This window comes from Nonomuraea turkmeniaca (genome assembly GCF_005889735.1).
GTDB classification, from domain to species: Bacteria; Actinomycetota; Actinomycetes; order Streptosporangiales; family Streptosporangiaceae; genus Nonomuraea; species Nonomuraea turkmeniaca.
Genome location: NZ_VCKY01000013.1, coordinates 13628 through 36315, shown reverse-complemented (window position 1 = coordinate 36315; position 22688 = coordinate 13628). Strand labels below are relative to the sequence as shown.

Below are 22688 nucleotides of genomic sequence, written 5' to 3'. Positions count from 1 at the left end.
TGGCGCTTCGCTGGAGCCGCAGGCTGTGGCCGAGACGCCGATCACGGATACGAGTAAGAGGCCGGTGGATCTCCGCATTGGTCTGACCCTTCTGATGCGAGGTGCCCACACCATAGGATCGTCGACCGAAGTGCGCAATATTACGACGGACTATTGCAAGATAACGACTGCATTACGTGGCCGTCGTGGTGGCCTTGGCCCCCACACGGGCTGAGGCCCTTTTGGAGGGGACGGGCCGCGAGTGGGAAGCGGGCAGACGTCAGGGGCGGACTCGGGCGGTGGAGGCGCGCACGACCAGCTCGGGCTCGAACAGGAGCTCGTCCGCCGGCACCACCGCCTTGTCGATCTGGGCCACCAGCAGGTCGACCGCGGCCCGGCCCATGGAGTCGATCGGCTGGCGGACCGTGGTCAGCGGCGGGTCGGTGCAGTTCATCAGCGCCGAGTCGTCGAAGCCGATGACCGAGATGTCCCCGGGCACGACCAGCCCGGCGCGGCGGGCCGCGCGCACGGTGCCGAGCGCGAGCAGGTCGCTGGCGCACACCACGCCGGTCACCCCACGCTTGACCAGCCGGGCGGCCGCCGCGTGCCCGCCCTCCAGCGAGAACATCGTGTGCTCCACCAGCCCGGGGTCGCCGCTCCCGGCCAGGAACGTCTCCAGCTTGCGCCGCGACGGCATGTGGTCCTTCGGCCCGAGCACCATCCCGATCCGCTCGTGGCCGAGCGCACGCAGATGCGCGACGGCCATCTCGGCGGCCACCACGTCGTCGCACGACACCTGCGGGAAGTCGAGGTGCTGCACGGCCGCGTTGACCAGGACCGTGGGCAACTTGCGCTCGTGCAGCAGCTCGTAGTGCCCGTGCGCGGCGGCGGCCTGCGCGTACAGACCGCCGGCGAAGACCACCCCGCTGACCTGCTGCTGGAGCAGCAGATCCACGTAGTCCGCCTCGGAGACACCGCCGACCGTGCGCGTGCAGAGCACCGAGGTGAAGCCCTGCTGCGCCAGCGCGCCGCCGACCACCTCCGCGAAGGCGGGGAAGATCGGGTTCTGCAACTCGGGGAGCACCAGACCGACCAGCCGGGCCCGGTCACCGCGCAGTTGGGTGGGGCGTTCGTAGCCGAGCACGTCGAGCGCGGTGAGCACGGCCTCGCGGGTCGCGTCGGAGACGCCCGGCTTGCCGTTGAGCACGCGACTGACGGTCGCCTCGCTCACGCCGACCTTCTTGGCCACCTCTGCGAGTCGTCGTGTCATGCGCAAACTATACGGCCTGGAGCGCAAGCGCTTGCAATGGCTTACGTGGACTGAACGTCATCCCTTGCGTCCGTCCACAACGGTCTTCCTGCTCATCCTCGCTCGTTGGCCAGCAGGTATGGAGGGCTCGACGCAACCGCAGCCAGTCCGATGTTTGCGAAATCTCGTCGCGTTATTGCGGACATCTGCTCCACATCCTATGGTTCAGCCATCCGCCGTTCCCTGGGCCGGTAACTAGAGTTCGGCCCTCGTGGGCAATCCCTGCCAGTCGCTCACGCTGGTCACCGCGGCGGCGCTCAGCAGTGCCCCGCGGTGCAGGCGTTCCTGCGGGGTGAGGCCGTCCAGGGCGGCGCTGATGTAGCCCGCCGCGAACGCCTCCCCCGCGCCCGCCGTGTCCACGATCGGCACCTGCCAGCCCTGCACGTCGTACCGCATACGATCGGCCCGCACGCTGGCCCCCTTGGCGCCGCGGTCCACGACGACCTCCCGCTCCGGCGTGAGGGCGGGCTTGACCAGGTCGAGCTCGTCCTGGCGGAGGAAGAGCAGGTGCGCGGCACAGGCCAGTTCGCCGAGCACCTCCTCGGCCTCGCGTACCGACGGCCACAACTCGGGGACGTACTCGACGGAGAAGGAGATCATCACGTCGGCGTTCCTGGCGGCGCTGACGGCGGCGCGCACGGCGTCCAGCGCGTCTATGCCGAGGCCGGCCGTGAGGCCGGTGACGTGCAACATCTTCGACGCGCCGATCCGGTCGACGGGGACGTTGCCGGGCGCGAGCCGGGACCCGGCCGAGCCGGTGCGGTAGTGCGTGACCTTGAGGTCGCGGGCCACGCGGCTCTCCCTGAGCAGCAGCCCGGTGCGCAGCCCCTCGGACACCCGCATGTCCGCCACGTCCACGCCCTCGCCCCTGAGCACGGTGAGCGCTCTGGCGCCGAGCTCGTCGTCGCCGACCTTGCCCAGGTACGCGCACCGGTGACCGAGCCTGGCCAGCGCCACGGCCAGCGTGAGCTCCGGCCCGCACACGTCCAGCCTGGCTTCGCTCTCGTGGCGGACCCGGCCGCTGGAGACGACCCCGAGCGGCTCGCCGAGCGTATAGACGTCCGTCATGAGCGAGACTGTAGTAGGTCAAGTCAACCCAAAACGGATTTTTTCGTATAAGGCCTGGTTGAGACCGTGATCAAATTTTTTCTGTAACTTTAGCGAACCTTTCCCCCATTCGGTGCCTCAAAGTAGTAGAGGGAGTCGGCCACCCCGGGGCCGGCTTCAACGCGATACGGGGAGAGGAATCAGCACCCTCATGAGGAAAATCGCACTAGGTATCATCTCCGCCCTGGTGGGCGGGGCCATGCTTGTGTCGGGGGCGGGGGCCGCCTCCGCCACCAAGACAGACACGCAGCTCAGGATCCGCGACATCACGCCGAATCCGGTCGTGGTGAAGGCCGGCGCGGAGACGACTGCTTACTTCGACGTCGGGGCCAGCTCCGACGTGAAGAAGGTCGAGCTGAGCGTGGCTCCGGCCGAGGACGGCTTCCGCACCATGCGGACCAAGGACGTCAAGGACCTCGAAGGCTGGCGCTACGCGATCGGCTTCAACGAGAACGACCCGGCCGGCAAGTGGAAGGCCACAGCCGTGGCCTTCGACGGCGCCGGCAAGGAGATCGCCAAGGATGAGGCGTTCTTCGCGGTCGAGATCCAGAAGGGCAAGGCGGACACGCGCATCTCGCGCTTCAGCGCCGACCCCTACAAGGTCCGCAAGGGCAAGTCGATCTACTTCTCCGGCCGTCTCCTGGTCAACGACGACGGCTGGGAGGGAGTCCGCGGCGAGAAGGTGAACATCTACTACCGCGCCAACGGCTCCAGCGCCTGGAAGTGGGTCGCCTCCGACTGGACCGGTCGGAGCGGCAAGTTCTACGCCAAGACCAAGGCGTACCGCAGCGGCACGTTCCGTGCCGTGTACGCGGGCGACAACGAGCTCGAGCCGGCCGTGAGCCGCTCGGACTACGTGCGGGTCTTCGGCTCCTGGTGGCGTCGTTAATCCACCACGCTGAGGCCCGGTCCCCCTCGGGGGGCCGGGCCTCTGGCATTTCCGACCACTCAGAGCAGCAGCCGGTCGATGGTGATCGGCACGGAGCGGATACGTTTGCCGGTGGCGTGGAAGACGGCGTTGGCGATGGCTGCGGCCATCCCGACCAGGCCGATCTCCCCCACCCCTTTGACTCCGATCGGGTTGAACGCGTCCGGCCCTCCGACGAAGCTCACGTCCATGTCGGGGATGTCGGCGTTCACCGGCACCAGGTAGTCGCCCAAGGTGGCGTTCGCGATGCGGCCGGTGCCCGGGTCGCTGACCGTGTCCTCGAACATCGCCATGCCGATCCCGCCGACCGTGCCGCCGATGATCTGGCTCCTGGCGAGCTTCTCGTTGAGTATCCGGCCGCCGTCGATCGCCGAGACCACCCGGGCCACGCTCAGCCGTCCCAGCTCGGGATCCACGCGGACCTCCACGAACCGGGCGCCGAACGGGCCCGCCGGCGCCATCCCGGCCTCCTGCGGCGTACGCGGCGTGCTGTCGCCGTCGGCGCTCAGCTCGTCCAGGCCGCGCATGGCCAGGATGCCGGCGTAGGACTCGCCCCGTTCAGGCTCCCCGACGCGGTGGACGCGTCCGCCCGTGACGGCGACGTCGTCGAGATCGCACCCGGCCAGAGGCGAGGCCGGGTCGGCGGCGGCCGCGTCGAGGAAGGCCCGCACGAGGTTGCGGCAGGCCGCGTGCACGGCGCTGCCGAGGGCCGCGGTGAGGCCGGAACCGCCCGCCTGCGGGCCCGGGGGCATGCTGGTGTCGCCGAGGCCGAACGTGACGCGGTCCTGCTCCAGCCCGAGGAGCTCGGCCGCCAGTTGCGTCATGATCGTGTACGTGCCGGTGCCGATGTCGGTGACGGCGCTGCGCACGTACGCCGTCCCGTCGCCGCGCACGGTCGCCCTGGCCTGGCAGGGCGCCTGGTACCAGAAGTAGCTGATGCCCGCCATGCCGTACCCGACGAGCCAGTCGCCCTCGCGCATGGAGCCGGGCTCCGGCACGCGGCGTGACCAGCCGAACCGCTCGGCGCCGACCTCGTAGCATTCGCGCAGCGCCTTGCTCGACCACGGCAGGCCCGAGCGTGGGTGCACTTCGGCGTAGTTGCGCAGCCGCAGCTCCAGCGGGTCGATGCCGAGGGCGTGGGACAGCTCGTCGATCGCGGATTCGAGCACGAAGTTACCCTGGGCCTCGCCCGGCGCGCGCATGGAGTTGGTCCACGGGATGTTCAGGCGGACCTGCTCGTCGTGGGCGGTGACGTTCGGGCAGGCGTACGCGGCCGTGGAGACCGTCGCGCACGGCTCGATGTTGTCTCCCTCGATCGCGACGGTGGACCGGCTCTCGTGCTCGATCGCGGTCAACCGGCCGTCGCGGGTGGCGCCGATCCTGATGTGCTGCACCGTGGCCGGGCGGTGGCCGATGCCGGTGAACATCTCCGGGCGGGTCATCACGAGCTTGACCGGCCTTCCGGTCTGGCGCGCCGCCATCGCCGTGAGGATCACGTGCGGCCAGACGCGCAGCCCGGCCCCGAACCCGCCGCCGACGTACAGGACCAGCACCCGCACCCCCGCCTCGGGCACGCCGAACATCTGCGCCAGCGTGGCCCGCACCCGGGTGGGCCACTGGGTGGAGTCGTGGACGGTCAGCGTGTCACCGTCCCACTCGGCCAGCGTGCTGAACAGGCCGAGCGGGTTGTTGGTGTTCTCGGCGGTCGTGTACGAGGCCTCGATCACGACGTGGGCGTCGTCGAGCGCGGCACGGGTGTCACCCCAAGAGGCGTCGCTGCCCCACGGGTCCGGCAGCCGTTCGGCCCGCGGGTCGTGGATGTCCAGCAGGGGCTCGGCCGGCTCGTAGCCGACCTCGATCCTGCGGGCCGCGGCGCTCGCCCGTTCGGGCGTGTCGGCCACGACCACGGCGACGTACTGGCCGTAGTAGAGGATCCGGTCGTCCCGCAGCGGTGGCGGTGGCGTGGCGAGCAGGGCCGACGGCCCCGTAGCGAGTCTCGGAGCGTTGAGGTGGGTGAGCACCGCCAGCACGCCCGGTGCGCTCTCAGCCGCGCCGGTGTCGAGCCGGGCGACGCGTCCGGCGGCGATCGTGGCCCGCACGAGCGCGGCGTGCGCCATGTCCGGGTGGCTGAAGTCGTTCGGGTAGCGTGCGGCGCCGGTCACCTTCTGGGGACCGTCCACCCTGTCCACTCCGGGTCCGACGTGCCGGGGCCGTTCGAGGATCGTCATGACGTCACCCCCGAGACCGTGCGAAGCGCGCGCTCGAGCGTGCGCTTGGCCAGCTCGACCTTGAAGGCGGTGCCCGGCACCGTGAACGGGTCCCGCAGCGCCGCCTCCGCGGCGGCCCGGAACGCCGCCGGACCGGGCGGCGCCCCGCGCAGGATGTCCTCCGCCTCGCGGGCACGCCAGGGCACGGTGCCCACCCCGCCGAGCGCGACCCGCGCCTCGACGATCACGCCGCCGTCCAGCAGCAGGGCCACGCCCGCGGAGGTGAGCGCGAACTCGTAGGAGGCGCGGTCGCGGACCTTCAGGTACCCCGACCGGGTGCCCTCCGCAGGGAGCGGGACGTCCACGGCGGTGATCAGCTCGCCGTGGACGAGCACGTTCTCCCGGTCGGGCGTGTCGCCGGGGAGGAGGTAGAAGTCGGTGAGCGGGATGGACCGCTCACCGTCCGCGCCGCGCACGCGCACGATGGCGTCGAGCGCGACCAGCGGGACGGCCAGGTCGGAGGCGTGCAGGGCGATGCAGTGCTCGCTCGCGCCGAGGATCGCGTGCATGCGGGCGGCGCCGGCGATGGCGGCGCAGCCGGTGCCGGGGCGGCGCTTGTTGCAGGCGGGCACGGTCGGATCGCGGAAATAGCGGCAGCGGGTGCGCTGCAGCAGATTGCCGCCGATGGTCGCCATGTTGCGCAACTGGACCGACGCGCCCAGCAGCAGCGCCTCGCGGACGAAGGGCAGACGCCCGGCCACGGTAGGGTCGGCGGCCAGCTCCTCCATCGTGGTCAGCGCGCCGACGCGCAGCGTGTCACCCTCGCGGACGACGCCGCGCAACGGCAGCCGAGTGATGTCGACGAGCTGATCGGGCTCCAGGACACCGTCCTTCATGAGGTCGAGCTGCGTCGTGCCGCCCGCCAGGTAGGAGGCCTCCGGGTCGGCGGCCACGGTGGCCACGGCCTGTCCGACGTCGGCGGCTCTGAAGTACGCGAACTCACGCATGGCCACCACCGGCCCCCGCGACCTCGCGGATCGCCGCGACGATGTTCGGATAGGCCCCGCAGCGGCAGAGGTTGCCGCTCATGAACTCCCTGATGTCCGCGTCGGACCCGGCACGCCCCTCGGCCAGCAGGCACACCGCGGACATGATCTGGCCCGAGGTGCAGTAGCCGCACTGGAACGCGTCGTGCCGCACGAACGCCTCCTGCATCGGATGCAGCACGCCGTCGACGCCCAGTCCCTCGATCGTGATGATCTCTCGGCCCTCGCACTGGGCGGCGAGCGTCAGGCACGACAGGATCCGCTTCCCGTCCGCCATCACCGTGCAGGCGCCACAGGCACCCTGGTCGCAGCCCTTTTTCGTGCCGGTCAGGCCCAGCCGGTCACGCAGCGCGTCCAGCAGGGTGACGCGGGCGTCGTCCAGGTCGAGCCGATGGTCCACGCCGTTGACGGTCAACGTCGTCATGATCTCCCCTCCGTCCCGGGGATCGCCGATGGTGGTCTCGGGGGGAGATCCGTTTCCTCTGGTTTTGCAGGCATTTCATGGTACGTGGCCGGCCTGGCCTCGCCGGGCCCGCAGGGGAAAGCCTCTCCCGGGGGCTTCCCTAAATCTTTTACTTTCGCCCACGTTTATCGATCACTCGATCGCCGCATGGTCAGTGCCATTGTCGTGAACGCCCTGGAAGGAGCCCCTCGTATGCCGCATTCCCTCCTCGCCCTCGTCCTGACGAGCACGCTGGGAGCGGCCCCTTCGCCCGACCTGACCGTGCGGTACGAGCCCGCCGGCTCACCCCGTGCCGAGCAGGCCATGACGGTGCTGAAGGAGAGCGAGGCGCTGAAGACCGGGATCAAGCTGCCCAAGCCGGTCGAGGTCGTCGCCCGCGACTGCGATGAACCGTCGGCCACGTGGGACGGCGAGGAACGCCGGATCACGATCTGCTACTCCCTCGTCGGCGAGATCCGCCGCACGCTGACCGGGATCTCGCAGACCGAGGAGGCCGACGCCCGCACCACGGACCACCGTGTCGACGCCGCGCTGACCGTGCTCTTCCACCATCAGCTCGGCCACGCCCTGGGCGCCATGAACGGCCTGCCTGACAGCGAGGGCCAGGCCGACCAGTTCGCCGCGCTGACGCTCGCCTCCGACGCGCCGAAGCGCGTGGCGCACGCCGCCGAGGCCCGCCACCTGCTCGCCGGGCACACCGACCTCGACCACCTCTCCGGACAGGATGAGTCGGCCACGTTCGCCTGCCTGCTGTACGGCGCCGACCCCGCCAAGCACGCCCGCATCGCCCAGGGCGGCTGGGTCCCCGCCGAACGCGCCCCCCTCTGCGCCGGCGAATACAACCGCGTCAAGTCGGCCATCGGCGCCTGGCGACCGAGCCGCCTCACGCAGTGAGGCCGTGGACGCCGCCGTGAAAGCCGGCGCGTAAGGGGTAGCGTCCCAAGTATGGCTGAGGAGCTGCTCAGGGACTATGACCCGTTCGACATCTTCGACACCGAGGCGGCCCGGCTCGACCGGTTCTTCGGCGGGCTCGACGAGCGCGGCTGGCTGCGCCCGTCCCGCTGCGTGGGCTGGTCGGTGCGCGACGTGCTGGCACATCTGGCGGGTGAGGAGGCGTACAACCACGCCTGCCTGGAAGGGACCGTGCAGGAGCTGATGGGGCGGCTGGCCGACGAGGGTGTGAGCGGGTTCAACGACTTCAACGAGTGGTGTGTGCGGCAGCGCCGCGACCTGCCGGTCGAAGAGGTGCTGGAGGAGTGGCGGGTCAAGAACGGCGAGACGCGCCGGCGGATGCGGGAGCTCGGTCGTGACGCCCTGCTCGACACGATGGCCGGGCCGTACCCCAACGGGTTGCAGGCCTTCCACTACGACTCCGAGTACGCCACCCACGCCGACGACGTCGGCGCCCCCGTCTCCGAGAAGGAGGAGGAGGACAGGATGTTCTGGCGGGTGGCGGTGGGGCGGTTCGTGCTGGCGGAGCAGGACGCCAAGGTGCAGGTCGAGCAGACGGCCGAGTACATGTGGGTGGCGCTGGACGGCATCACCGCGTCGCTGTCGTTCCCGGAGTTCGTGGAGGCCACGGTCGGGCGGCTGCCCGGCTCGCACGAGGTCGATCCGCGCGTCGTCGCGGCCCTGAGGTGCCTGGCCTGAGAGGAGCTTGATCATGTGGCTGCGTAACCGCGAGGGCACCGAGCCACTGAGCGCGCGCAGTCCGTTGCGCGCCCGGCGGATCCTGTCCATGGTGGCGCTCGTGCTCGGCGTCGTGGCGGCGGTGTTCTTCGTGACCCGCGCCATGAGCACGGGAGAGCAGGTCTGGCGCTGGGAGGCGGCCATCGCGGCCGTGGTGGCCGTCATCGCGGCCGTCGACCTGGCCGTGCTCCGGCGCCGCCGATCAGGTGGTCAGCACCGCGACCAGTAGGAGCAGGATCACCAGGGCCCCCACCGCGAAGATCACCCAAACATGGGCGAGCGCCCACATGCGCAGCCGGTCACCGTACGCCTGCGGGAAGAAGTCCCCGCCCGCTTCGATCCTGTTGATGGCCGCCACGCGCTTGGCCAGCTCTGGATCGTCCCGCTCGAGCGCGTACTCGATCTGGGCGAGGATACGGCGTTCCCTTCCGGAGAGACCCATCACACCACCACTGCTGCTGCTCTCACGCCGGTGCAGTCCATGTACCCACGAGTAGGCCCGGCATGCCCGCCGCCCCCTCTAACTCGTGCTATGGCCGGAACCCGTCCGGACGGCGCGCCTCCTGCGGGAGTGCGCCATCGGGACGATCGCGACCAGGTTGGCGGCGGCGACGAGCACGCCGCCGGTCAGCGCCAGCGCCGTCACCCCGGTGAGGCCGGCCAGCGGCGCCGCCACCGCCAGCCCGAACGGCCTGGACGCGAACGAGATCAGCTGGTCGAACGACCGCACCCGCCCCAACGCCGCCTCGGGAATCTCATCGGCCACGACCGTCTCCCACAGCGGGCTGAGCACCCCCAGCCCGAACATCGCCACGAAGTACGCCGCCGCCATCACCGGGGCGGGCGCCGTCACGGCGAGGGCCACCATGGGCAGCAGGTAACACGCGGCACCGAGCTGCACCATGGCCAGCGGCCTCCGGACGGGCAGCCGAGGAGCCGCGAACACGCCCAGGACCAGACCGACCGTGCCGCCCTGCACGATCATCATCCAGCTCGCCTCGCCACCCAACTCCCGTACGGCGGCCACAGGGCCGAGCGTGAGGAACAACCCGGCCATGAAGTGCCACACGCCGTGCCCCAGCACGCAGGCCAGGAACCACGGACGGTCCCTGATCTCCCGCCATCCCTCGACCAGATCCCTGCCGAACGAGGAGGCCGCACCCCGCTCGACAAGACCTCGCGCCGACGCGGCCGGCGTACGACCTGGGGCAGACGGAGGTACACCTCTGGAAGCCGCATGGACACCGCCAAGGGTCAGCGCCGAGCAGGCGAACAGAGCCGCCGTGAGCGCGGCCGCCCAGCCCGGCCCGGCGGCCAGCGTGATCGCGCCCGCCAGTGCCGGGGCGACCACCGCAGACAGGCTCGTCGCCACGCCGATCCGCGCGTTCATCCGCAACCGGTCCGGCGCGGGCACCACCGCGACCACCAGCCTGGGCACGGCCGGGCTGCCGAACGCGATGGCCACTCCGGCCACCGCCGACAGCAGCGCCAGATCGAGGAGACGGTTCACCCCGAGCAGCAGCTCGACGGCTATGGCCGCCTGCGACAGGCACCGGGTCAGGTCGGCGAGCAACGCGAGCCGTCCGGGCCGGATCCGGTCGGCCAGCACTCCACCTACCGGGAGGAACAGCAGAAGCGGCACCATCTCGCTCGCCAGCACGATGCCAAGCGCGCCGCCGTCCCCGGTCGCCCGCAGCACCGCGAGGGTGAGGGTGGTGGGGATGAGAGCGGTGGCGAGCGCGGACAGGCAGCGCCCGATCAACAGTCGGTACATCACGACGAAGACAGTATTTCGCTAGCGAATCTTTCGTCAACAAAATACTTACTGCCGTATGATCCGTCGCATGGAGGACTCGGTCGATCGCCATCTGGCCCGCTGGCGCGGCAAAGCGCCCTTCGACGAGCAGGTGGAGGCGATCGTCACGAGGATGCAGGTCCTCGTCAAGCACCTGGCCCACACCAAGGAGGCGGCGCTGAGGGAGGTGGGCATTCAGGACTTCGAGTTCGAGACGCTGCACCGGCTGGTGGCGCGCGGCGGTGCGGCCACCCCGTCCGAGCTCGCCACGGACCTCCTGCTGTCCCCGGCGGGGATGACCGGCCGGCTGGACACGCTGGAGCGATCCGACCTGGTGCGACGGGTGCGCAGCACGGAGGACCGCCGGCGGGTGGACGTCGAGCTCACCCCCAAGGGCCACGAGTTGTGGACGGACGCGATGACGATCCGGGCGGAGGTGGAGGCGAGCATGGTGAACGCCCTCAGCCCGGCCGATCAGGGCGTCCTGGACGGCCTGCTCAAGAAACTCCTCGTCAAGACGGAAGCCACCCACTGACCCAGGCCGTCGGGCCGCAGATCGGGTGCGGGCGCCGGCCATTGATGAACAACTCTCCGCCACGCGTCCGCGCAGTGAAGCGCACGTCGCCGAACTCACCACGCACCACGGCCGCGATCGAGCCGTTGACGATGTAGACGTCGAAGCCCCCGCCCGCGCCGGCGACGAGTTCCCTTTCGGAGGCCTCGAGGCGGGCGGACAGGGGCGAGTCGAGCATGCGTCAGATTTTGCCGTAACGCTGCTTGAAGCGTTCGACGCGACCGGCCGAGTCGAGGATGCGGCCCTTGCCGGTGTAGAAGGGGTGGCTGGCCGACGACACATCCACGTCGACGACCGGGTAGGTCCTGCCGTCCTCCCACTCGATCGTCCTGTCGCTGGACAGGGTCGAGCGGGTGAGGAAGGCGAAGCCGACGCTGGGGTCGCGGAAGACCACGGGACGGTACGCGGGGTGCAGGTTCTTCTTCATGCCCCGCTCAACCAGATGACAACGGTTTTCATTCCCTCCTGTCGCTACGCACGACTGGCCGATCGTTCGACCTGTCGTAGGCCACCAGGGACAGGGCGCCGAGCACACAGGCGGCGGCGACCACCCCCATGACCGCCGGATACCCGGCGAACTGCGCGATCCCGGCCGCCACCAAGGGCGCGACCGCCTTGGCCACGGTGATCGGCAGGTTGAGCGCCCCGCTCAACGACGCGTACGCCGCGGTGCCGTACCGGTCGGCGAGCAACGCGGGCCGGGCGATCGTCGCCACCCCGAACCCCAGCCCGAACAGCACGACCGCCGCCACGGCGCCCACCACGCTCCGCCCGACCAGCGGCAGCAGCACCGCCGCCAGCCCCTGCAGCGCGAACATCACCGCCGTGATCAGCGCCACCCGCCAGCGCGCCTGCAACCCCGTGGCGACCAACCGGCCTGTCACCGACAACACCCCCAGCAACCCCGCCACGCTCGCCGCGAACACCGGCGGATGCCCGAGCACGATCAGGTACGTGACCAGCAGCACCCCCATGACCCCCACCGCCCCGGTATGGGTCAGGAACCCGGCGGCCAGCAGCCAGAAGGGCCGTTCCCGCACCGCGGCCCCGACTATCTCGCTCCGGTTCACGTGGGGCGGCGCACGGCGGCTGCGCACGGCGAGCCCGTGCAGGGGCACGGCGGTCAACGCATATCCGGCGGCGAGGATGACCAGCGCCTGCCGCCACCCGTACCGGTCGGCCAGGAACCCGGTCAGCGGCAGGAAGATGGTGGAGGCGAACCCGGCGACCACGGTGACCGCCAGCAACGCCCGCGCCCGCCTCGCCGCGTCGAACCAGGCCACGATCACCGCGAACGCGGCCTCGTACAACACCATCGCCGACGCCACGCCCAGCACCGCGCACACGACGTACAGCTGCGCCACCGACTGGACCTGCGACCACGCCAGCACCGCGGCGGCGCCCAGCGCGGAGCCCACCGTCATCAGCCCGCGCCCGCCGCGCCGGTCCAGCCAGCGCCCGATGACCGGCGCCACCACCCCCGACACGAGGACGGCCAGGGTGATCGCCCCGGTGAGCTGGGCGACCCCGGCGCCGAGATCGCGGGACATCGGCGGAATGAACACCGAGAACGCGTAATAAAGCACGCCATATCCGGCGGTTTGCGTGATCGCGAGTGCGCCTATCATGCGCGCGGGCGACTTCGGACCGGGATCGGCGATCACCTTACGGATCGTTCCCGTTCACCAGCCCGAAATACGGTGACAAAGGTCACGTGACCGCGACCATGGACCTATGAGTTCCTCCTATGTGGTCACCGGCGGCGGGCGCGGCATCGGCAAGGCCGTGGTCGAAAGGCTCGTCGGCGAGAAGAACACCGTGGTCGCCATCGAACGCGACCCCGACGCCCTCGCCTGGGCCGGCCCCCGGGTGACACCCGTGATCGGCGACGCGGCCGATGAGGAGGTCGCCGCCTGGGCCGCCGACCTCGCCCAGGAGTCCGGCACGCTGCGGGGGTGGGTCAACAACGCGGCCGTGTTCCGCGACGCCTCCGTCCACACGTCACCGATCGCCGAGGTCAGGGCGCTGATCGCGGCCAACCTGGACCTGGCGGTGGTGGGCTGCGCCACCGCCGTGCGCTGCTTCCTCGCCGCAGGCACCCCGGGAGCCATCGTCAACGTCACCTCGCACCAGGCCGCCAGGGCCGTGCCGGGCAGCCTCCCGTACGCGACCGCGAAGGCCGCCACCGAGGGGCTGACCAGGGCGCTGGCCGTCGAGTACGGCAGGCACGGCATCAGGGCCAACGCCGTCGCCCCCGGCACGGTGGCCACCGAGCGCTACGAGTCCTTCCTGGCCTCCCGCACGCCGGAGGAGGCCGCGGCCGTCGAAGAGCAGCTGGCCACGCTCCACCCCCTGGGCCGGGTGGCCATGCCTGCCGAGGTGGCCGCCGTGGTGGCGTACCTGCTGTCGGACGACGCCGCCTTCGTCAACGGAGCGACCATCCCGGTGGACGGTGGGCGTACGGTGCTGGGGCTCGACCCTGAAGCCAGGTGACACCCATGATCCGTCGCGTCCAGCGACCTGCCGCAGGTAGCGTGCTCTGAATGCGGCCTGTTTCAGCGAAGCGCTTCCCCGCGCCCGATCGCCCTGCGCGAACTCACAATCCGCTCTCCCCCGAACACGTAAGGTAGCCGCATGGATACCCCCACCGAGGCTCTGCACCGCGTGTTCGGCTACGACTCGTTCCGGGCGGGTCAGCAGGAGATCATCGATCATGTCGTGGGCGGCGGCGACGCGCTCGTCCTCATGCCGACCGGCGGCGGCAAATCGCTCTGCTATCAGATCCCGGCCCTGGTGCGCCCCGGCGTGGGAGTGGTCATCTCGCCCCTGATCGCGCTGATGCAGGACCAGGTCGACGCGCTGCGGGCGCTCGGCGTGCGGGCGGGGTTCCTCAACTCGACGCAGGACTTCGGCGAGCGCCAGCTGGTGGAGGCCGAGTTCCTGGCCGGCGAGCTCGACCTGCTCTACCTCGCCCCCGAGCGGCTGCGCGTGGAGGCCACGATGCGGCTGCTGGCCAAAGGCGACATCTCGGTGTTCGCCATCGACGAGGCGCACTGCGTGTCTCAGTGGGGCCACGACTTCCGCCCCGACTATCTGGCGCTCTCCGAGCTGCATGAGCGCTGGCCGGAGGTGCCGCGCATCGCGTTGACCGCGACCGCCACTCCGGACACCCACGCGGAGATCTCCTCCAGGCTCGGCCTCGACCAGGCCCGCCACTTCGTGGCCAGCTTCGACCGGCCCAACATCCACTACCGCATCACGTCCAAGAGCGAGCCCAAGCGGCAGCTGCTGGAGTTCCTGCGCACCGAGCATCCGGACGAGTCCGGCATCGTCTACTGCCTGTCGCGTTCCTCGGTCGACAAGATCGCCGAGTTCCTGGTGGACAACGGCATCGCGGCGGTGCCGTACCACGCGGGGCTCGACGCCCGCACCCGGGCCGCGCACCAGTCCCGCTTCCTGCGGGAGGACGGGCTGATCGTGGTGGCCACGATCGCGTTCGGCATGGGCATCGACAAGCCGGACGTGCGTTTCGTCGCCCACCTCGACCTGCCCAAGTCCGTGGAGGGTTACTACCAGGAGACCGGGCGGGCGGGGCGCGACGGGCTGCCGGCGACGGCGTGGATGGCGTACGGACTGCAGGACGTCGTCCAGCACCGGCGCATGGCGATGGAGGGGGACGACGCGCACCGCCGCCGCCAGGTCCTGCACCTGGACGCCATGCTGGCGCTGTGCGAGACCGTGAGCTGCCGCCGGGTGATGTTGCTCGACTACTTCGGGCAGAAGGGCTCCGAGCCGTGCGGCAACTGCGACACCTGCCAGGCGGCGCCCGAGTCGTGGGACGGCACGGTCCCCGCTCAGAAGGTGCTCTCGACGGTGTATCGGCTGGCGCGTGAGCGGCGGCAGAAGTTCGGGGTGGGGCAGGTGGTCGACATTCTGCTCGGCAAGAAGACGGCCAAGGTGCTGCAGCACGGGCACGACACGCTGACCGTGTTCGGGGTGGGGGCCGACCTGGGCAACGCGGAGTGGCACGGGGTGGTGCGGCAACTGCTGGCGCAGGGGTTGCTGGCGGTGGAGCCCGACCACGGGGCGTTGGTGCTCACCGACGACAGCGCGGCGGTGCTGCGCGGGCAGCGCGAGGTCCGGCTGCGCCGCGACACCCTGCGCCCGGCCCGCGCCAAGGTGGCCGCGTCTCCCAAGACACGAGCGGCCGCGGCGGAGCTGCCGGCGGAGGCCGCCCCTGTCTTCGAACGCCTCCGCGCGTGGCGCGCCGGGGTCGCGAAGGAGCAAGGGGTTCCGGCGTACGTCATCTTCCACGACGCCACGCTGCGCGAGATCGCCTCCCGGGCGCCGTCGACGCTGGCGGAGCTCGGCACGGTGAACGGGGTCGGGGAGAACAAACTGGCGAAATACGGCGAGCAGGTCCTGGAGACGCTGGCCGACGCGGAAGGGTGACTGGTGGTGGCGGCGGGCTTGGTGGTGGCGGCCGCGGGCTTGGTGGTGGCGACGGCCGCACGAAGAACGGTCGTCGCCACCACGATGGTCGGCCTGGTCGCGGCGGTCCGATGCCCCGCGCCGCCGATCGACCGGCCGGACGTGCAGCAGGTACACGATGATCGTACGGTGTCCGCGGGAGAAGTGCCGGACCGGGATAGGCGTACTGACCGGTTTGGTTAGGTGCAGGACTGCCAGTTCGGGTCGCGACCGAGGTAGGCGAGCAGGTGGTCCTGGGCGGGCGCGTACGCGGGGACGGGCACCTGCGCGGCGAAACGGGCCGGGCGATCGGCCTGGCTGACGAACAGCGGCACGAGATCGAGCAGCTCCTCGGCCATGAGGGGCGGGATCGGGCGGTTCTCTCCACAGCTTCTGGCCACGTCCCAGCCGTGTACGGTGATCTCGATCGCGCCCACCACGGCCACCATCGGGGTCGTCAGATGGCGGTCGTGCAGGAAGATCAGGTCGCTGGTGAGGGCGCCCGCCCAGGTGCCGAGGACTTCCGTGGCGTTGTCCCTGAGGAGGAGCGCCGGGTTGCCGCCCTCGGTCTGCCGACCGGCCCTCCTGGTGAACGGGCCGATGTGGCCGGCGGCCGCCTCGTTCAGGGTGCTGAGGGAGTCGGTCACGTGGTCGAGGAGCTTCTCCAGGGTCCAACCTGCGCACGGTGTGGCGCGGCAGAGGGTGGCGGGGGTCACGACGCGGAGGCTGCCGAGCGTGTAGTCGATCGCCCTCTCCAGCAACGCCACGCCCGCCGTCAGCGCCAGTCTCGACTCGCTGTTCATCATCGCCTCCTGGAAGTGGAGACCCTGCCGCGGGCGGAAAGTCATCGCCTGGGTGGTGACTTCTTCGGCAGCGGGGACGGGCGGAACCTCATGGGGCCGACCGGAGTAAGTACGGGCGAGGAGGTGTGATGAAGCGGATGGTGATGGCGCCGCTCCTGATCGGGATCGCGGTGGCCGGGTGCGCGGCGGGCGGCGAGCAGGCTGCAGGCGACCCGGGGGCCGCGGCGCGGACACCGTCGGTCGTGAGCCCGAGTCCGAGCCTGCCCCCGAGTCCGGACCCGAGCCAGAGTCCGAGTCCGAGCTCGCCACGGAGTTCGGGCCCAGGCCAGAGTGCGAGCGCCGGTCCCGTGGTCACGGGTGCCGGGTGCAACGGGACCTCGGTGTTCCTGGGACAAGGGTTCCCGGAGGTGCGGGGAACGGCCGCGGACGCCGAGTTGTGGGGGTTGCTGTTCGCCAAGGGGCCGCCCCCGCTCCCCCACGGTGAGGAAGTCAAGATCGTGTGGCGGATGACCGGCGAAGGGCCGCTGCAGGTCAAGGCCGAGCTCCCGGACGGCACACGGGCCGAGCTCGCGTGGGGGCCCGAGGAGCACGGCGGGTCGAGCTGGCGGCGGCCCGGCCAGGAGTGGGGCACCGGCTTCGTGTTCCCGAAACGCGGCTGCTGGAAGGTCGAGCTGACCCGCACGCGCGGCTCCGGGCACGTCTGGCTCCTCGTGCGGTAGCGAAGGGCAGGCGTGCCACGGCCCGCCCGGCGGAGGGCGAGCCCGCTGAGGTTCTTCGGTCCCGGGCCGGGTCAGCCGGCCAGGGCGCGGTCCACGAAGGCGGTGACGTCGTCCAGGACCTCGTCCTTGTTGATCTCGTTGAACACCTCGTGCCTGGCCCCCGGGTAGATCCGCTCCGTCAGGTCGGTCCCCCGCACCGTGTCGATGCCGCCCCTGCTGGACCTGAGCGGCACCAGCTGATCGTCTTCCCCGTGCACCCACAACGTCGGCAGCGCCCCGAACGTGCCGCCCTTGGCGATCGTGGTCAGCGAGGTGACGAACGCCTCCAGCGTGGCCCGCTTGAACGGCCCGTGCCACACCAGCGGGTCGGCGGCGTACGCGATGCCCACGGCCGGATCGCGGGACAGCGTGGCCGGGTCGATGGGGATGTCGGGGATCTCGTCCAGGGCCAGCAGCGCGGGCAGGACCTCCCACTCGCCGATCACGGGACCGGACAGCACGAGCGCGGCCAGTCCAGCGGCGTACCGCTGGGCGTAACGGGCGGCGATCATGCCGCCCATGGAGTGGCCGATCACCACGACGGGCACGCCGGGATGGTCGGCCCTGGCGCGTTCCTCGACCGCGTGCACGTCGGTGACCACGTCCTCGAAGTCCTCGATCAGCACCCGGTCGCCCTCCGACTTGCCGTGGCCGACGTGGTCGAGGCCGTAGACGGCGGCGCCGTGCCGGACGAGCCGGTCGGCCACGTGCTCGTAGCGGCCGATGTGCTCGCCGTACCCGTGGATCAGGATGACCACGTAACGCGGCCGTTCGTTGGGCCATTCGCGGACCGTGTTGGCTCCTCGGACGCCGGCGAAGGTGTGCTCTCGCGCATCGGCCATGCTCACTCCTCGATCGAGATTGCGGTGAGCGTACGTCGCGGCCCGCCGACCGGACAACCGCATACGCTGGGCGGGTGATCCCGCTGCCGATGAGGGAAATCGCGCCAGGAGCGGTGCACGTGCCCGGCTGGCTCACGCTGGAGGAGCAGCAGCACCTGGTCCGGGCCTGCCGCGAGTGGGCCAGAGGCCCGGTGCCGATCCGGCACACGGCGCTGCCCGGGGGCGGCGTCATGTCCGTGCAGACGGTCTGCGTGGGCTGGCACTGGCAGCCGTACCGCTACACCCGGCTGGCCCACGACGTGAACGGCCGTAAGGTGGCCGACTTCCCCGACTGGCTGGGCGAGCTCGGCCGGCGGGCCCTGGCCGACGCGTACGGCCGGCCCGGCGACGACTACGCGCCGGACACCGCGCTGATCAACTTCTATGACGCCCAGGCCAAGATGGGCATGCACCAGGACAAGGACGAGAAGTCCGACGCGCCGGTGGTGTCGCTGAGCATCGGCGACACCTGCCTGTTCCGTTTCGGCAACACCGAGACGCGCGGGAAGCCGTACACGGATGTGGAGCTGGCCTCAGGGGACCTGTTCGTGTTCGGCGGCCCGTCGCGCCTCGCCTATCACGGCGTGCCCAAGGTCCATCCGGGGACGGGCGACCCGGCCACCGGGCTCGCCTCCGGCCGGCTCAACATCACGATGCGGGTCACCGGCCTCCGGTGACGAAGTCAAAGGTCACCGACCTCCGGTGACGAAGTCGAAGGTCACCGACCTCCGGTGACGAAGTCGAAGGTCACCGACCTCCGGTGACGAAGTCGAAGTCGTCGTCGGAGAGCGTGCGCCGCAGGGTCCGCAGCACCTTGGCGGCGTCGTCGTACGGCCCCTCCATGTAGAAGGGCTTGCCGTTGCGCCCGAACGTGATCGCCGAGTCGCCCTCCCACTTGCCCAGCGCCTCGGCCGCCGGCGCGAAGTCCTCGTGCGGCTCGAACCCGAGCGAACGGGCGTAGTCCACGGACCCGAACACCAGGTGCCTGGCCAGCTCGATCGGCGCCTCCTGCCAGCCGGCGTACTCGCCGAAGAAGAACTCCCGGAAACGCGTCAGCTCGCGGTCGTCGACCACGTCGGGGCCTATGGCGTTCTTCACGCCCAGGCAGAAGACGTCGGCCAGGTAGCCGCAGACCGTCATCCTGTTCCAGGTGTGCCGCCGGGCCACCAGCACGCTCACCATGCCCTCGGTGCCCGCTTCCGGCGCCTCGTCGGTCCACCCGCGTGCCGGGTCCAGGCCGAGCCCGGCGCTCCAGCCGACGTTGATCCAGCAGCCGACCACCGCGGGCTCGTCGGGCTCCGTCGCCTCCGCAGCGATCTCCCGTACCAGCGGCGCCACGACGGACGGCGGCACCTTGAGCGCGCGAGCGATCTCCTTCGGGGAGCGGCCCTGGGCGCGCAGCTCGCGTACCTGCTTCTTCAATTCCGCTGTGTCCACCGGGGCAGCTTAAGAGCTATCCCTTATATCGGGATAGTCCGGGTTGCAGATGCGTCTGTCCGGCGTGGTCCCCTGGGCAGGGGTCTCATCCGGGGCCAGCGCATCGCACGGTCCGGCACTTCGCTGAGCAGAGGCTTGGTGGCCGCCGACAGTACTACGGCCACTGCGCTCACGCAGAGCCTGCTTCCGTTCCCGGACAAGGTGCGGCCAGTCGGCCCGAACGGCTACCAATTCCCCGGCAATCCATACAGAGGTGCCGCAGCCGACGAAACAGCCGACAACGCTGTGGTCGTACGGGGACGCCTCGTGATCCACATCTACGCCCCGAAACAACCCGCGCTCACTACCAAGCTGGCCCGACTCCTCCAACCCGCTCGATAGAGCCCTTTCCGTGTCCACCGCATGGAACGAGGCGGCCTCAGCTCGGGTGGACGAGCGGGCAGTTGGGAAGAGCGGAAGAGGATTCACATGCCCCCATTCCACCGCTCGACGCGGAGCACCTTCCAACACACGTGATCAAGCCGTGACCAGGCCTGGGCCACACAATCAGGCGGGCCCGGGCCGGATAGCGCCGAAGATCCCGGCCATTTAGCGCGCTGAAGTCACAGGTCTGTCCGGCTCCAACTCCAGCACCTGATCATTCGGCTGTGGCAGGTCCGCCCGGGCTCAGAGCGCGGCCGTCCCTGGGCGCTGCCGTACGCCGACCGGTTCTGCTGATCGTGCTCGCTTGCCACACGAACCTGACCATGCTCCAAGTGGCTGCACTGTCCAGCATCTCCCATCAGCGCGCTGCCGCGGCACCACCGCTGTCGCCTAGGGCGGGCCGCGCTGCTCGGCCCGCCCCAACCGACAAGCGGGAGTTGTGGTGGTGGATGGCACTTTGATTCCCGTCCAGGACAAGACGAGGACCGCGAAGTCGAAAGCTACCGGCGCAGCGAGCCACCACCGGCCCTCACTCGGACAGGCGGCGGGCGAGCCAGGCGAGGGCGAGCGGGTACCGGTATTCGATGGCGCCGTGGCCGGCGTCGAAGAGCTCGAAGTACACGCGCTCGTTCGGTACGCCTGCCGCCTCCAGCGCCCGGCGAAAGGCGACCGCGCCGAAGTCCAGGAAGTACTCGTCCTTGTTGCCGGCGTCCACCCAGATGGCCCGCATCGACCGCAACGCCTCCGCGTAGCGCGGCTCCCGCGCCATCACGACGGGATCATGGGCGAGCCAGCGCCGCCAGACCTCCGGCACCACCGCGCCGGTGTCGTCGAACGGCAGGTGCACGGTGCCGTCCTCGTCGGCCGAGTACGCGGCCGCGTAGGCGTACATCTCCAGCAGCTCCAGGTCGCCTTCCTTGGTGCCGGCGAGCCGGCCGCGGAAGTCGGCGAGGAACTTGACGTACGAGCCGTCGTACATGTCGCGCAGCCTGCGCACCAGCCCGGGGAACGACGGCAGCGCGCTCACCTCGAACAACGCGTCACCGGCGTGCGTGGCCAGCGCGCCGAACACGTCCGGCGCCAGCATGGCGGTCACCATGGCGCCGTAACCGCCGCTCGACTTGCCAGTGACCGCCCGGTGGTCGCGGTCGGCGATGGTGCGGTAGTGCGCGTCCACCCACGGCACGACCTCGTCCCGCAGGTACGAGTGGTAGCGGCCGGTGGCCGGCGAGTCCAGGTACTGGCTGCCGCCGAGCGCGGTCCACGCGTCCACGTACACGACGATCGCGGGCGGCGCCTCGCCCCTCGCGAACACGGCGTCGGCCAGCTCCGGGTACGGCTGCCGGAACGGCGCCCGGTTCAGCCACATCGTGACGTGCCCGGTGTAGCCGAGCAGCACGTAGACGGAGGGGTAGCGGCGACCGGGCGCGTCGTCGTACCCCGGCGGCACGTACACCAGCAGGGGCCGCTCGTGCGGGTCCTCCAAGGGGTTGCCGCGCAGCAGAGCGCTGTCGATCACGTGGTGGTCGAGACGGCCGGCCAGATCAGCGGACCAGGGCAGCATGGGATTTCCTTCCAGAGCTCAGCCGACGGACGAGGTCACCGTGTCCACCCCCGTCTGGGTGACGGCGCGTCCGGAAACGAGGACGAGTGTGAGGTTACGCAGGTCGGCGATGCGGTCGAGCGGGTCGCCGCGCACCGCGATGAGGTCGGCCCGCTTTCCGGCCTCCAGGGCGCCGGTCACCGCGCCCACCCCGCAGGCGTCGGCGGCCCGCACGGTGGCCATCTCGACGATCTCCGCGTTGCCGAACCCGGCATGCGCGAACACCTCCAGGCCGGCGACGTACGCGTCGGTGGGGTTCGCCACGCCGGCCGCGGCGAACCCGGAGTCGGTGCCCGCGATGAGACGCACTCCGGCCTCCCGCATGGCCGCGACCCCGCTCAGCCAGGCGTCGAACATCTCCGCGCCGAACGTGTCCCGCAGCCGCCAGAACACGCCGTGCACGGTGGGGCAGACGTACGTGCCGCTCGCCGCGATGAGGTCGGCCAGCTCGGCGTCGTAGCGGTGTCCGGAGGCGGTCAGGAACGAGCAGTGCTCGATGGTGGCCACACCGGCCTCGAGCGCGCTGCGGATCGCGGCGTGCGCGTGGGCGTGCGCGGCGACGCCCTTGCCGCGGGTGGCCGCCTCGTCCACGACGGCGCGGATCTGCTCGGTGTCGTACTGGCATACCCAGCTGGGCGGCGCGCCCGGCGTCATCTGGCCGCCGGAGACCATGACCTTCAGGCAGTCGGCGCCGGCACGCAGGTTCTCCCTGGCGACGCGGCGGATGGCGGGCTCGTCGTCGGCCTCGCCGCCCATGTACCAGCAGTGGCCGCCGGTGATCGTGATCGGCCTGGTCGCGGCCAGGATGTGCGGGCCGACGGCCAGGCCCTCCTCGATCGCGTCGCGTAACGCCAGGTCGAGGAAGCCGCGCCCGCCGAGGTCGCGGGCGGTGGTGACGCCTGCGGAGACGAGCTTGCGGGCGTTCTCGGCCATGCGGAGCAGCAGGTGCCTGTCGCTCTCCGCGCTGCGCCGCGTCACCGGGTCGACGCCGGCGTCGAACCCCAGGTGCACGTGCGCGTCGACCAGGCCCGGCAGGACCGTGTGGCCGGGCAGGTCGAGGACGTCACCGGCGTCGCCGGCGCTGCCGCGCGGCCCCACGGAGACGATCGTGTCGCCGTCCACGGCGACCTCGCCGTCCGCGATCACCTCACCGGAACGCCCGGTGAGCACCCTTTCCGCCCGGATGATCTGCATGCAGCCCAGCCTGCCACACGGA

General features: G+C 70.7%; 25 protein-coding genes. 10 read left to right on the top strand and 15 right to left on the bottom strand.

The features are described from left to right. Nucleotides 1-259 precede the first annotated feature (259 nt). Nucleotides 260-1249 (bottom strand): LacI family DNA-binding transcriptional regulator, encoded by a 990-nt coding sequence (locus ETD86_RS05865; protein ID WP_138665068.1) that lies wholly within the window; start codon nt 1247-1249, stop codon nt 260-262. Nucleotides 1250-1483: 234 nt separating this feature from the next. Further along, the gene (locus tag ETD86_RS05860) at nt 1484-2356 is read right to left on the bottom strand and encodes a PfkB family carbohydrate kinase (RefSeq protein ID WP_138665067.1); all 873 of its coding nucleotides are present in this window, start codon (nt 2354-2356) and stop codon (nt 1484-1486) included. Nucleotides 2357-2546: 190 nt separating this feature from the next. Between ETD86_RS05860 and ETD86_RS05855 the strand changes: the two genes are divergently transcribed. Further along, nucleotides 2547-3284 carry a hypothetical protein gene (locus tag ETD86_RS05855; RefSeq protein ID WP_138665066.1) on the top strand — a complete coding sequence of 246 codons (738 nt, stop codon included), beginning with the start codon at nt 2547-2549 and terminating at the stop codon, nt 3282-3284. A 59-nt stretch (nt 3285-3343) separates the two neighbouring features. On the opposite strand, the gene ETD86_RS05850 is transcribed toward ETD86_RS05855, so the two are convergent. The 3 genes from ETD86_RS05850 to ETD86_RS05840 are packed head-to-tail and all read right to left on the bottom strand — an operon-like array spanning nt 3344 to nt 7000. Beyond that, nucleotides 3344-5551, bottom strand: coding sequence for a xanthine dehydrogenase family protein molybdopterin-binding subunit (locus tag ETD86_RS05850; protein ID WP_138665065.1), 2208 nt, complete (start codon nt 5549-5551; stop codon nt 3344-3346). Beyond that, nucleotides 5548-6537 carry an FAD binding domain-containing protein gene (locus tag ETD86_RS05845; protein ID WP_138665064.1) on the bottom strand — a complete coding sequence of 330 codons (990 nt, stop codon included), beginning with the start codon at nt 6535-6537 and terminating at the stop codon, nt 5548-5550. Before ETD86_RS05845 ends, ETD86_RS05850 begins: the two co-directional genes overlap by 4 nt. Next, nucleotides 6530-7000: a (2Fe-2S)-binding protein gene (locus ETD86_RS05840; RefSeq protein WP_138665063.1), complete on the bottom strand. Its 471-nt coding sequence runs from the start codon at nt 6998-7000 to the stop codon at nt 6530-6532. Before ETD86_RS05840 ends, ETD86_RS05845 begins: the two co-directional genes overlap by 8 nt. A 231-nt stretch (nt 7001-7231) precedes the next feature. Between ETD86_RS05840 and ETD86_RS05835 the strand changes: the two genes are divergently transcribed. The 3 genes from ETD86_RS05835 to ETD86_RS05825 are packed head-to-tail and all read left to right on the top strand — an operon-like array spanning nt 7232 to nt 8957. Further along, nucleotides 7232-7933 (top strand): DUF4344 domain-containing metallopeptidase, encoded by a 702-nt coding sequence (locus ETD86_RS05835; RefSeq protein ID WP_170222902.1) that lies wholly within the window; start codon nt 7232-7234, stop codon nt 7931-7933. Nucleotides 7934-7984: 51 nt separating this feature from the next. Then, nucleotides 7985-8689, top strand: coding sequence for a maleylpyruvate isomerase family mycothiol-dependent enzyme (locus ETD86_RS05830; protein ID WP_138665061.1), 705 nt, complete (start codon nt 7985-7987; stop codon nt 8687-8689). Nucleotides 8690-8702: 13 nt separating this feature from the next. Then, complete coding sequence (locus ETD86_RS05825; RefSeq protein WP_138665060.1) at nt 8703-8957, top strand: DUF6343 family protein; 255 nt, start codon at nt 8703-8705, stop codon at nt 8955-8957. Here the strand turns inward: ETD86_RS05825 and ETD86_RS05820 are convergent. Next, complete coding sequence (locus ETD86_RS05820; RefSeq protein WP_138665059.1) at nt 8931-9170, bottom strand: DUF3040 domain-containing protein; 240 nt, start codon at nt 9168-9170, stop codon at nt 8931-8933. The two genes, ETD86_RS05825 and ETD86_RS05820, sit on opposite strands and share 27 nt — an antisense overlap. A gap of 78 nt (nt 9171-9248) precedes the next feature. After that, nucleotides 9249-10502 carry an MFS transporter gene (locus ETD86_RS05815; RefSeq protein WP_246147677.1) on the bottom strand — a complete coding sequence of 418 codons (1254 nt, stop codon included), beginning with the start codon at nt 10500-10502 and terminating at the stop codon, nt 9249-9251. Between the two features lie 70 nt (nt 10503-10572). Here ETD86_RS05815 and ETD86_RS05810 point away from each other — a divergent pair, with 70 nt between their 5' ends. Beyond that, complete coding sequence (locus tag ETD86_RS05810; protein WP_138665057.1) at nt 10573-11058, top strand: MarR family winged helix-turn-helix transcriptional regulator; 486 nt, start codon at nt 10573-10575, stop codon at nt 11056-11058. Here the strand turns inward: ETD86_RS05810 and ETD86_RS05805 are convergent. From ETD86_RS05805 to ETD86_RS05795, 3 genes are read right to left on the bottom strand one after another with little or no spacing between them, the layout of a single operon-like run. Further along, nucleotides 11036-11275, bottom strand: coding sequence for a hypothetical protein (locus ETD86_RS05805; RefSeq protein WP_138665056.1), 240 nt, complete (start codon nt 11273-11275; stop codon nt 11036-11038). The genes ETD86_RS05810 and ETD86_RS05805 overlap by 23 nt on opposite strands. Nucleotides 11276-11278: 3 nt before the next feature. Beyond that, the gene (locus ETD86_RS05800) at nt 11279-11524 is read right to left on the bottom strand and encodes a type B 50S ribosomal protein L31 (RefSeq protein WP_138665055.1); all 246 of its coding nucleotides are present in this window, start codon (nt 11522-11524) and stop codon (nt 11279-11281) included. A 28-nt stretch (nt 11525-11552) separates the two neighbouring features. Then, entirely contained in the window at nt 11553-12725 is a 1173-nt protein-coding gene (locus ETD86_RS05795) for an MFS transporter (RefSeq protein WP_138665054.1), read from the bottom strand. Between the two features lie 106 nt (nt 12726-12831). On the opposite strand from ETD86_RS05795, the gene ETD86_RS05790 reads away from it, so the two are divergent. The 3 genes from ETD86_RS05790 (at nt 12832) to ETD86_RS05780 (ending at nt 15771) form a co-directional block, all read left to right on the top strand. After that, on the top strand, nt 12832-13590 hold the full coding sequence (locus ETD86_RS05790; RefSeq protein ID WP_138665053.1) for an SDR family NAD(P)-dependent oxidoreductase: 759 nt from the start codon (nt 12832-12834) through the stop codon (nt 13588-13590). Between the two features lie 141 nt (nt 13591-13731). Further along, nucleotides 13732-15549 carry a DNA helicase RecQ gene (gene recQ / locus ETD86_RS05785; RefSeq protein ID WP_138665052.1) on the top strand — a complete coding sequence of 606 codons (1818 nt, stop codon included), beginning with the start codon at nt 13732-13734 and terminating at the stop codon, nt 15547-15549. 6 nt (nt 15550-15555) lie between these two features. Further along, nucleotides 15556-15771: a hypothetical protein gene (locus tag ETD86_RS05780; RefSeq protein WP_138665051.1), complete on the top strand. Its 216-nt coding sequence runs from the start codon at nt 15556-15558 to the stop codon at nt 15769-15771. On the opposite strand, the gene ETD86_RS05775 is transcribed toward ETD86_RS05780, so the two are convergent. Next, the gene (locus tag ETD86_RS05775) at nt 15768-16415 is read right to left on the bottom strand and encodes a TIGR03086 family metal-binding protein (RefSeq protein WP_138665050.1); all 648 of its coding nucleotides are present in this window, start codon (nt 16413-16415) and stop codon (nt 15768-15770) included. The genes ETD86_RS05780 and ETD86_RS05775 overlap by 4 nt on opposite strands. A gap of 83 nt (nt 16416-16498) precedes the next feature. Here ETD86_RS05775 and ETD86_RS05770 point away from each other — a divergent pair, with 83 nt between their 5' ends. Beyond that, nucleotides 16499-17089, top strand: coding sequence for a hypothetical protein (locus tag ETD86_RS05770; RefSeq protein WP_138665049.1), 591 nt, complete (start codon nt 16499-16501; stop codon nt 17087-17089). Between the two features lie 71 nt (nt 17090-17160). Here the strand turns inward: ETD86_RS05770 and ETD86_RS05765 are convergent, their stop codons facing one another. Beyond that, nucleotides 17161-17970 (bottom strand): alpha/beta hydrolase, encoded by an 810-nt coding sequence (locus tag ETD86_RS05765; RefSeq protein WP_138665048.1) that lies wholly within the window; start codon nt 17968-17970, stop codon nt 17161-17163. An 89-nt stretch (nt 17971-18059) separates the two neighbouring features. On the opposite strand from ETD86_RS05765, the gene ETD86_RS05760 reads away from it, so the two are divergent. Next, entirely contained in the window at nt 18060-18686 is a 627-nt protein-coding gene (locus tag ETD86_RS05760) for an alpha-ketoglutarate-dependent dioxygenase AlkB family protein (RefSeq protein WP_138665047.1), read from the top strand. Between the two features lie 70 nt (nt 18687-18756). On the opposite strand, the gene ETD86_RS05755 is transcribed toward ETD86_RS05760, so the two are convergent. The 3 genes from ETD86_RS05755 to ETD86_RS05745 all read right to left on the bottom strand — a co-directional run bounded on the left by ETD86_RS05755 (nt 18757) and on the right by ETD86_RS05745 (nt 22666). Further along, nucleotides 18757-19446, bottom strand: a complete 690-nt coding sequence (locus ETD86_RS05755; protein ID WP_246147667.1) for a helix-turn-helix domain-containing protein — start codon at nt 19444-19446, stop codon at nt 18757-18759. A 952-nt stretch (nt 19447-20398) separates the two neighbouring features. Next, nucleotides 20399-21433 carry an alpha/beta hydrolase gene (locus ETD86_RS05750; protein WP_138665046.1) on the bottom strand — a complete coding sequence of 345 codons (1035 nt, stop codon included), beginning with the start codon at nt 21431-21433 and terminating at the stop codon, nt 20399-20401. 18 nt (nt 21434-21451) lie between these two features. Then, nucleotides 21452-22666: an amidohydrolase family protein gene (locus ETD86_RS05745; protein WP_138665045.1), complete on the bottom strand. Its 1215-nt coding sequence runs from the start codon at nt 22664-22666 to the stop codon at nt 21452-21454. Nucleotides 22667-22688: the final 22 nt, after the last annotated feature.

Bases quoted from the DNA above. Each gene is read 5' to 3' on its own strand.
- recQ (WP_138665052.1), top strand. From the start codon at position 13,732: ATGGATACCCCCACCGAGGCTCTGCACCGCGTGTTCGGCTACGACTCG.
- ETD86_RS05765 (WP_138665048.1), bottom strand. From the start codon at position 17,970: ATGGCCGATGCGCGAGAGCACACCTTCGCCGGCGTCCGAGGAGCCAAC.
- ETD86_RS05835 (WP_170222902.1), top strand. From the start codon at position 7,232: ATGCCGCATTCCCTCCTCGCCCTCGTCCTGACGAGCACGCTGGGAGCG.
- ETD86_RS05760 (WP_138665047.1), top strand. From the start codon at position 18,060: ATGAGGGAAATCGCGCCAGGAGCGGTGCACGTGCCCGGCTGGCTCACG.
- ETD86_RS05855 (WP_138665066.1), top strand. From the start codon at position 2,547: ATGAGGAAAATCGCACTAGGTATCATCTCCGCCCTGGTGGGCGGGGCC.
- ETD86_RS05840 (WP_138665063.1), bottom strand. From the start codon at position 7,000: ATGACGACGTTGACCGTCAACGGCGTGGACCATCGGCTCGACCTGGAC.
- ETD86_RS05745 (WP_138665045.1), bottom strand. From the start codon at position 22,666: ATGCAGATCATCCGGGCGGAAAGGGTGCTCACCGGGCGTTCCGGTGAG.
- ETD86_RS05815 (WP_246147677.1), bottom strand. From the start codon at position 10,502: ATGTACCGACTGTTGATCGGGCGCTGCCTGTCCGCGCTCGCCACCGCT.
- ETD86_RS05810 (WP_138665057.1), top strand. From the start codon at position 10,573: ATGGAGGACTCGGTCGATCGCCATCTGGCCCGCTGGCGCGGCAAAGCG.
- ETD86_RS05850 (WP_138665065.1), bottom strand. From the start codon at position 5,551: ATGACGATCCTCGAACGGCCCCGGCACGTCGGACCCGGAGTGGACAGG.
- ETD86_RS05750 (WP_138665046.1), bottom strand. From the start codon at position 21,433: ATGCTGCCCTGGTCCGCTGATCTGGCCGGCCGTCTCGACCACCACGTG.
- ETD86_RS05865 (WP_138665068.1), bottom strand. From the start codon at position 1,249: ATGACACGACGACTCGCAGAGGTGGCCAAGAAGGTCGGCGTGAGCGAG.
- ETD86_RS05790 (WP_138665053.1), top strand. From the start codon at position 12,832: ATGAGTTCCTCCTATGTGGTCACCGGCGGCGGGCGCGGCATCGGCAAG.
- ETD86_RS05860 (WP_138665067.1), bottom strand. From the start codon at position 2,356: ATGACGGACGTCTATACGCTCGGCGAGCCGCTCGGGGTCGTCTCCAGC.
- ETD86_RS05775 (WP_138665050.1), bottom strand. From the start codon at position 16,415: ATGACTTTCCGCCCGCGGCAGGGTCTCCACTTCCAGGAGGCGATGATG.
- ETD86_RS05800 (WP_138665055.1), bottom strand. From the start codon at position 11,524: ATGAAGAAGAACCTGCACCCCGCGTACCGTCCCGTGGTCTTCCGCGAC.
- ETD86_RS05770 (WP_138665049.1), top strand. From the start codon at position 16,499: ATGAAGCGGATGGTGATGGCGCCGCTCCTGATCGGGATCGCGGTGGCC.
- ETD86_RS05825 (WP_138665060.1), top strand. From the start codon at position 8,703: ATGTGGCTGCGTAACCGCGAGGGCACCGAGCCACTGAGCGCGCGCAGT.
- ETD86_RS05845 (WP_138665064.1), bottom strand. From the start codon at position 6,537: ATGCGTGAGTTCGCGTACTTCAGAGCCGCCGACGTCGGACAGGCCGTG.
- ETD86_RS05820 (WP_138665059.1), bottom strand. From the start codon at position 9,170: ATGGGTCTCTCCGGAAGGGAACGCCGTATCCTCGCCCAGATCGAGTAC.
- ETD86_RS05795 (WP_138665054.1), bottom strand. From the start codon at position 12,725: ATGATAGGCGCACTCGCGATCACGCAAACCGCCGGATATGGCGTGCTT.
- ETD86_RS05805 (WP_138665056.1), bottom strand. From the start codon at position 11,275: ATGCTCGACTCGCCCCTGTCCGCCCGCCTCGAGGCCTCCGAAAGGGAA.
- ETD86_RS05830 (WP_138665061.1), top strand. From the start codon at position 7,985: ATGGCTGAGGAGCTGCTCAGGGACTATGACCCGTTCGACATCTTCGAC.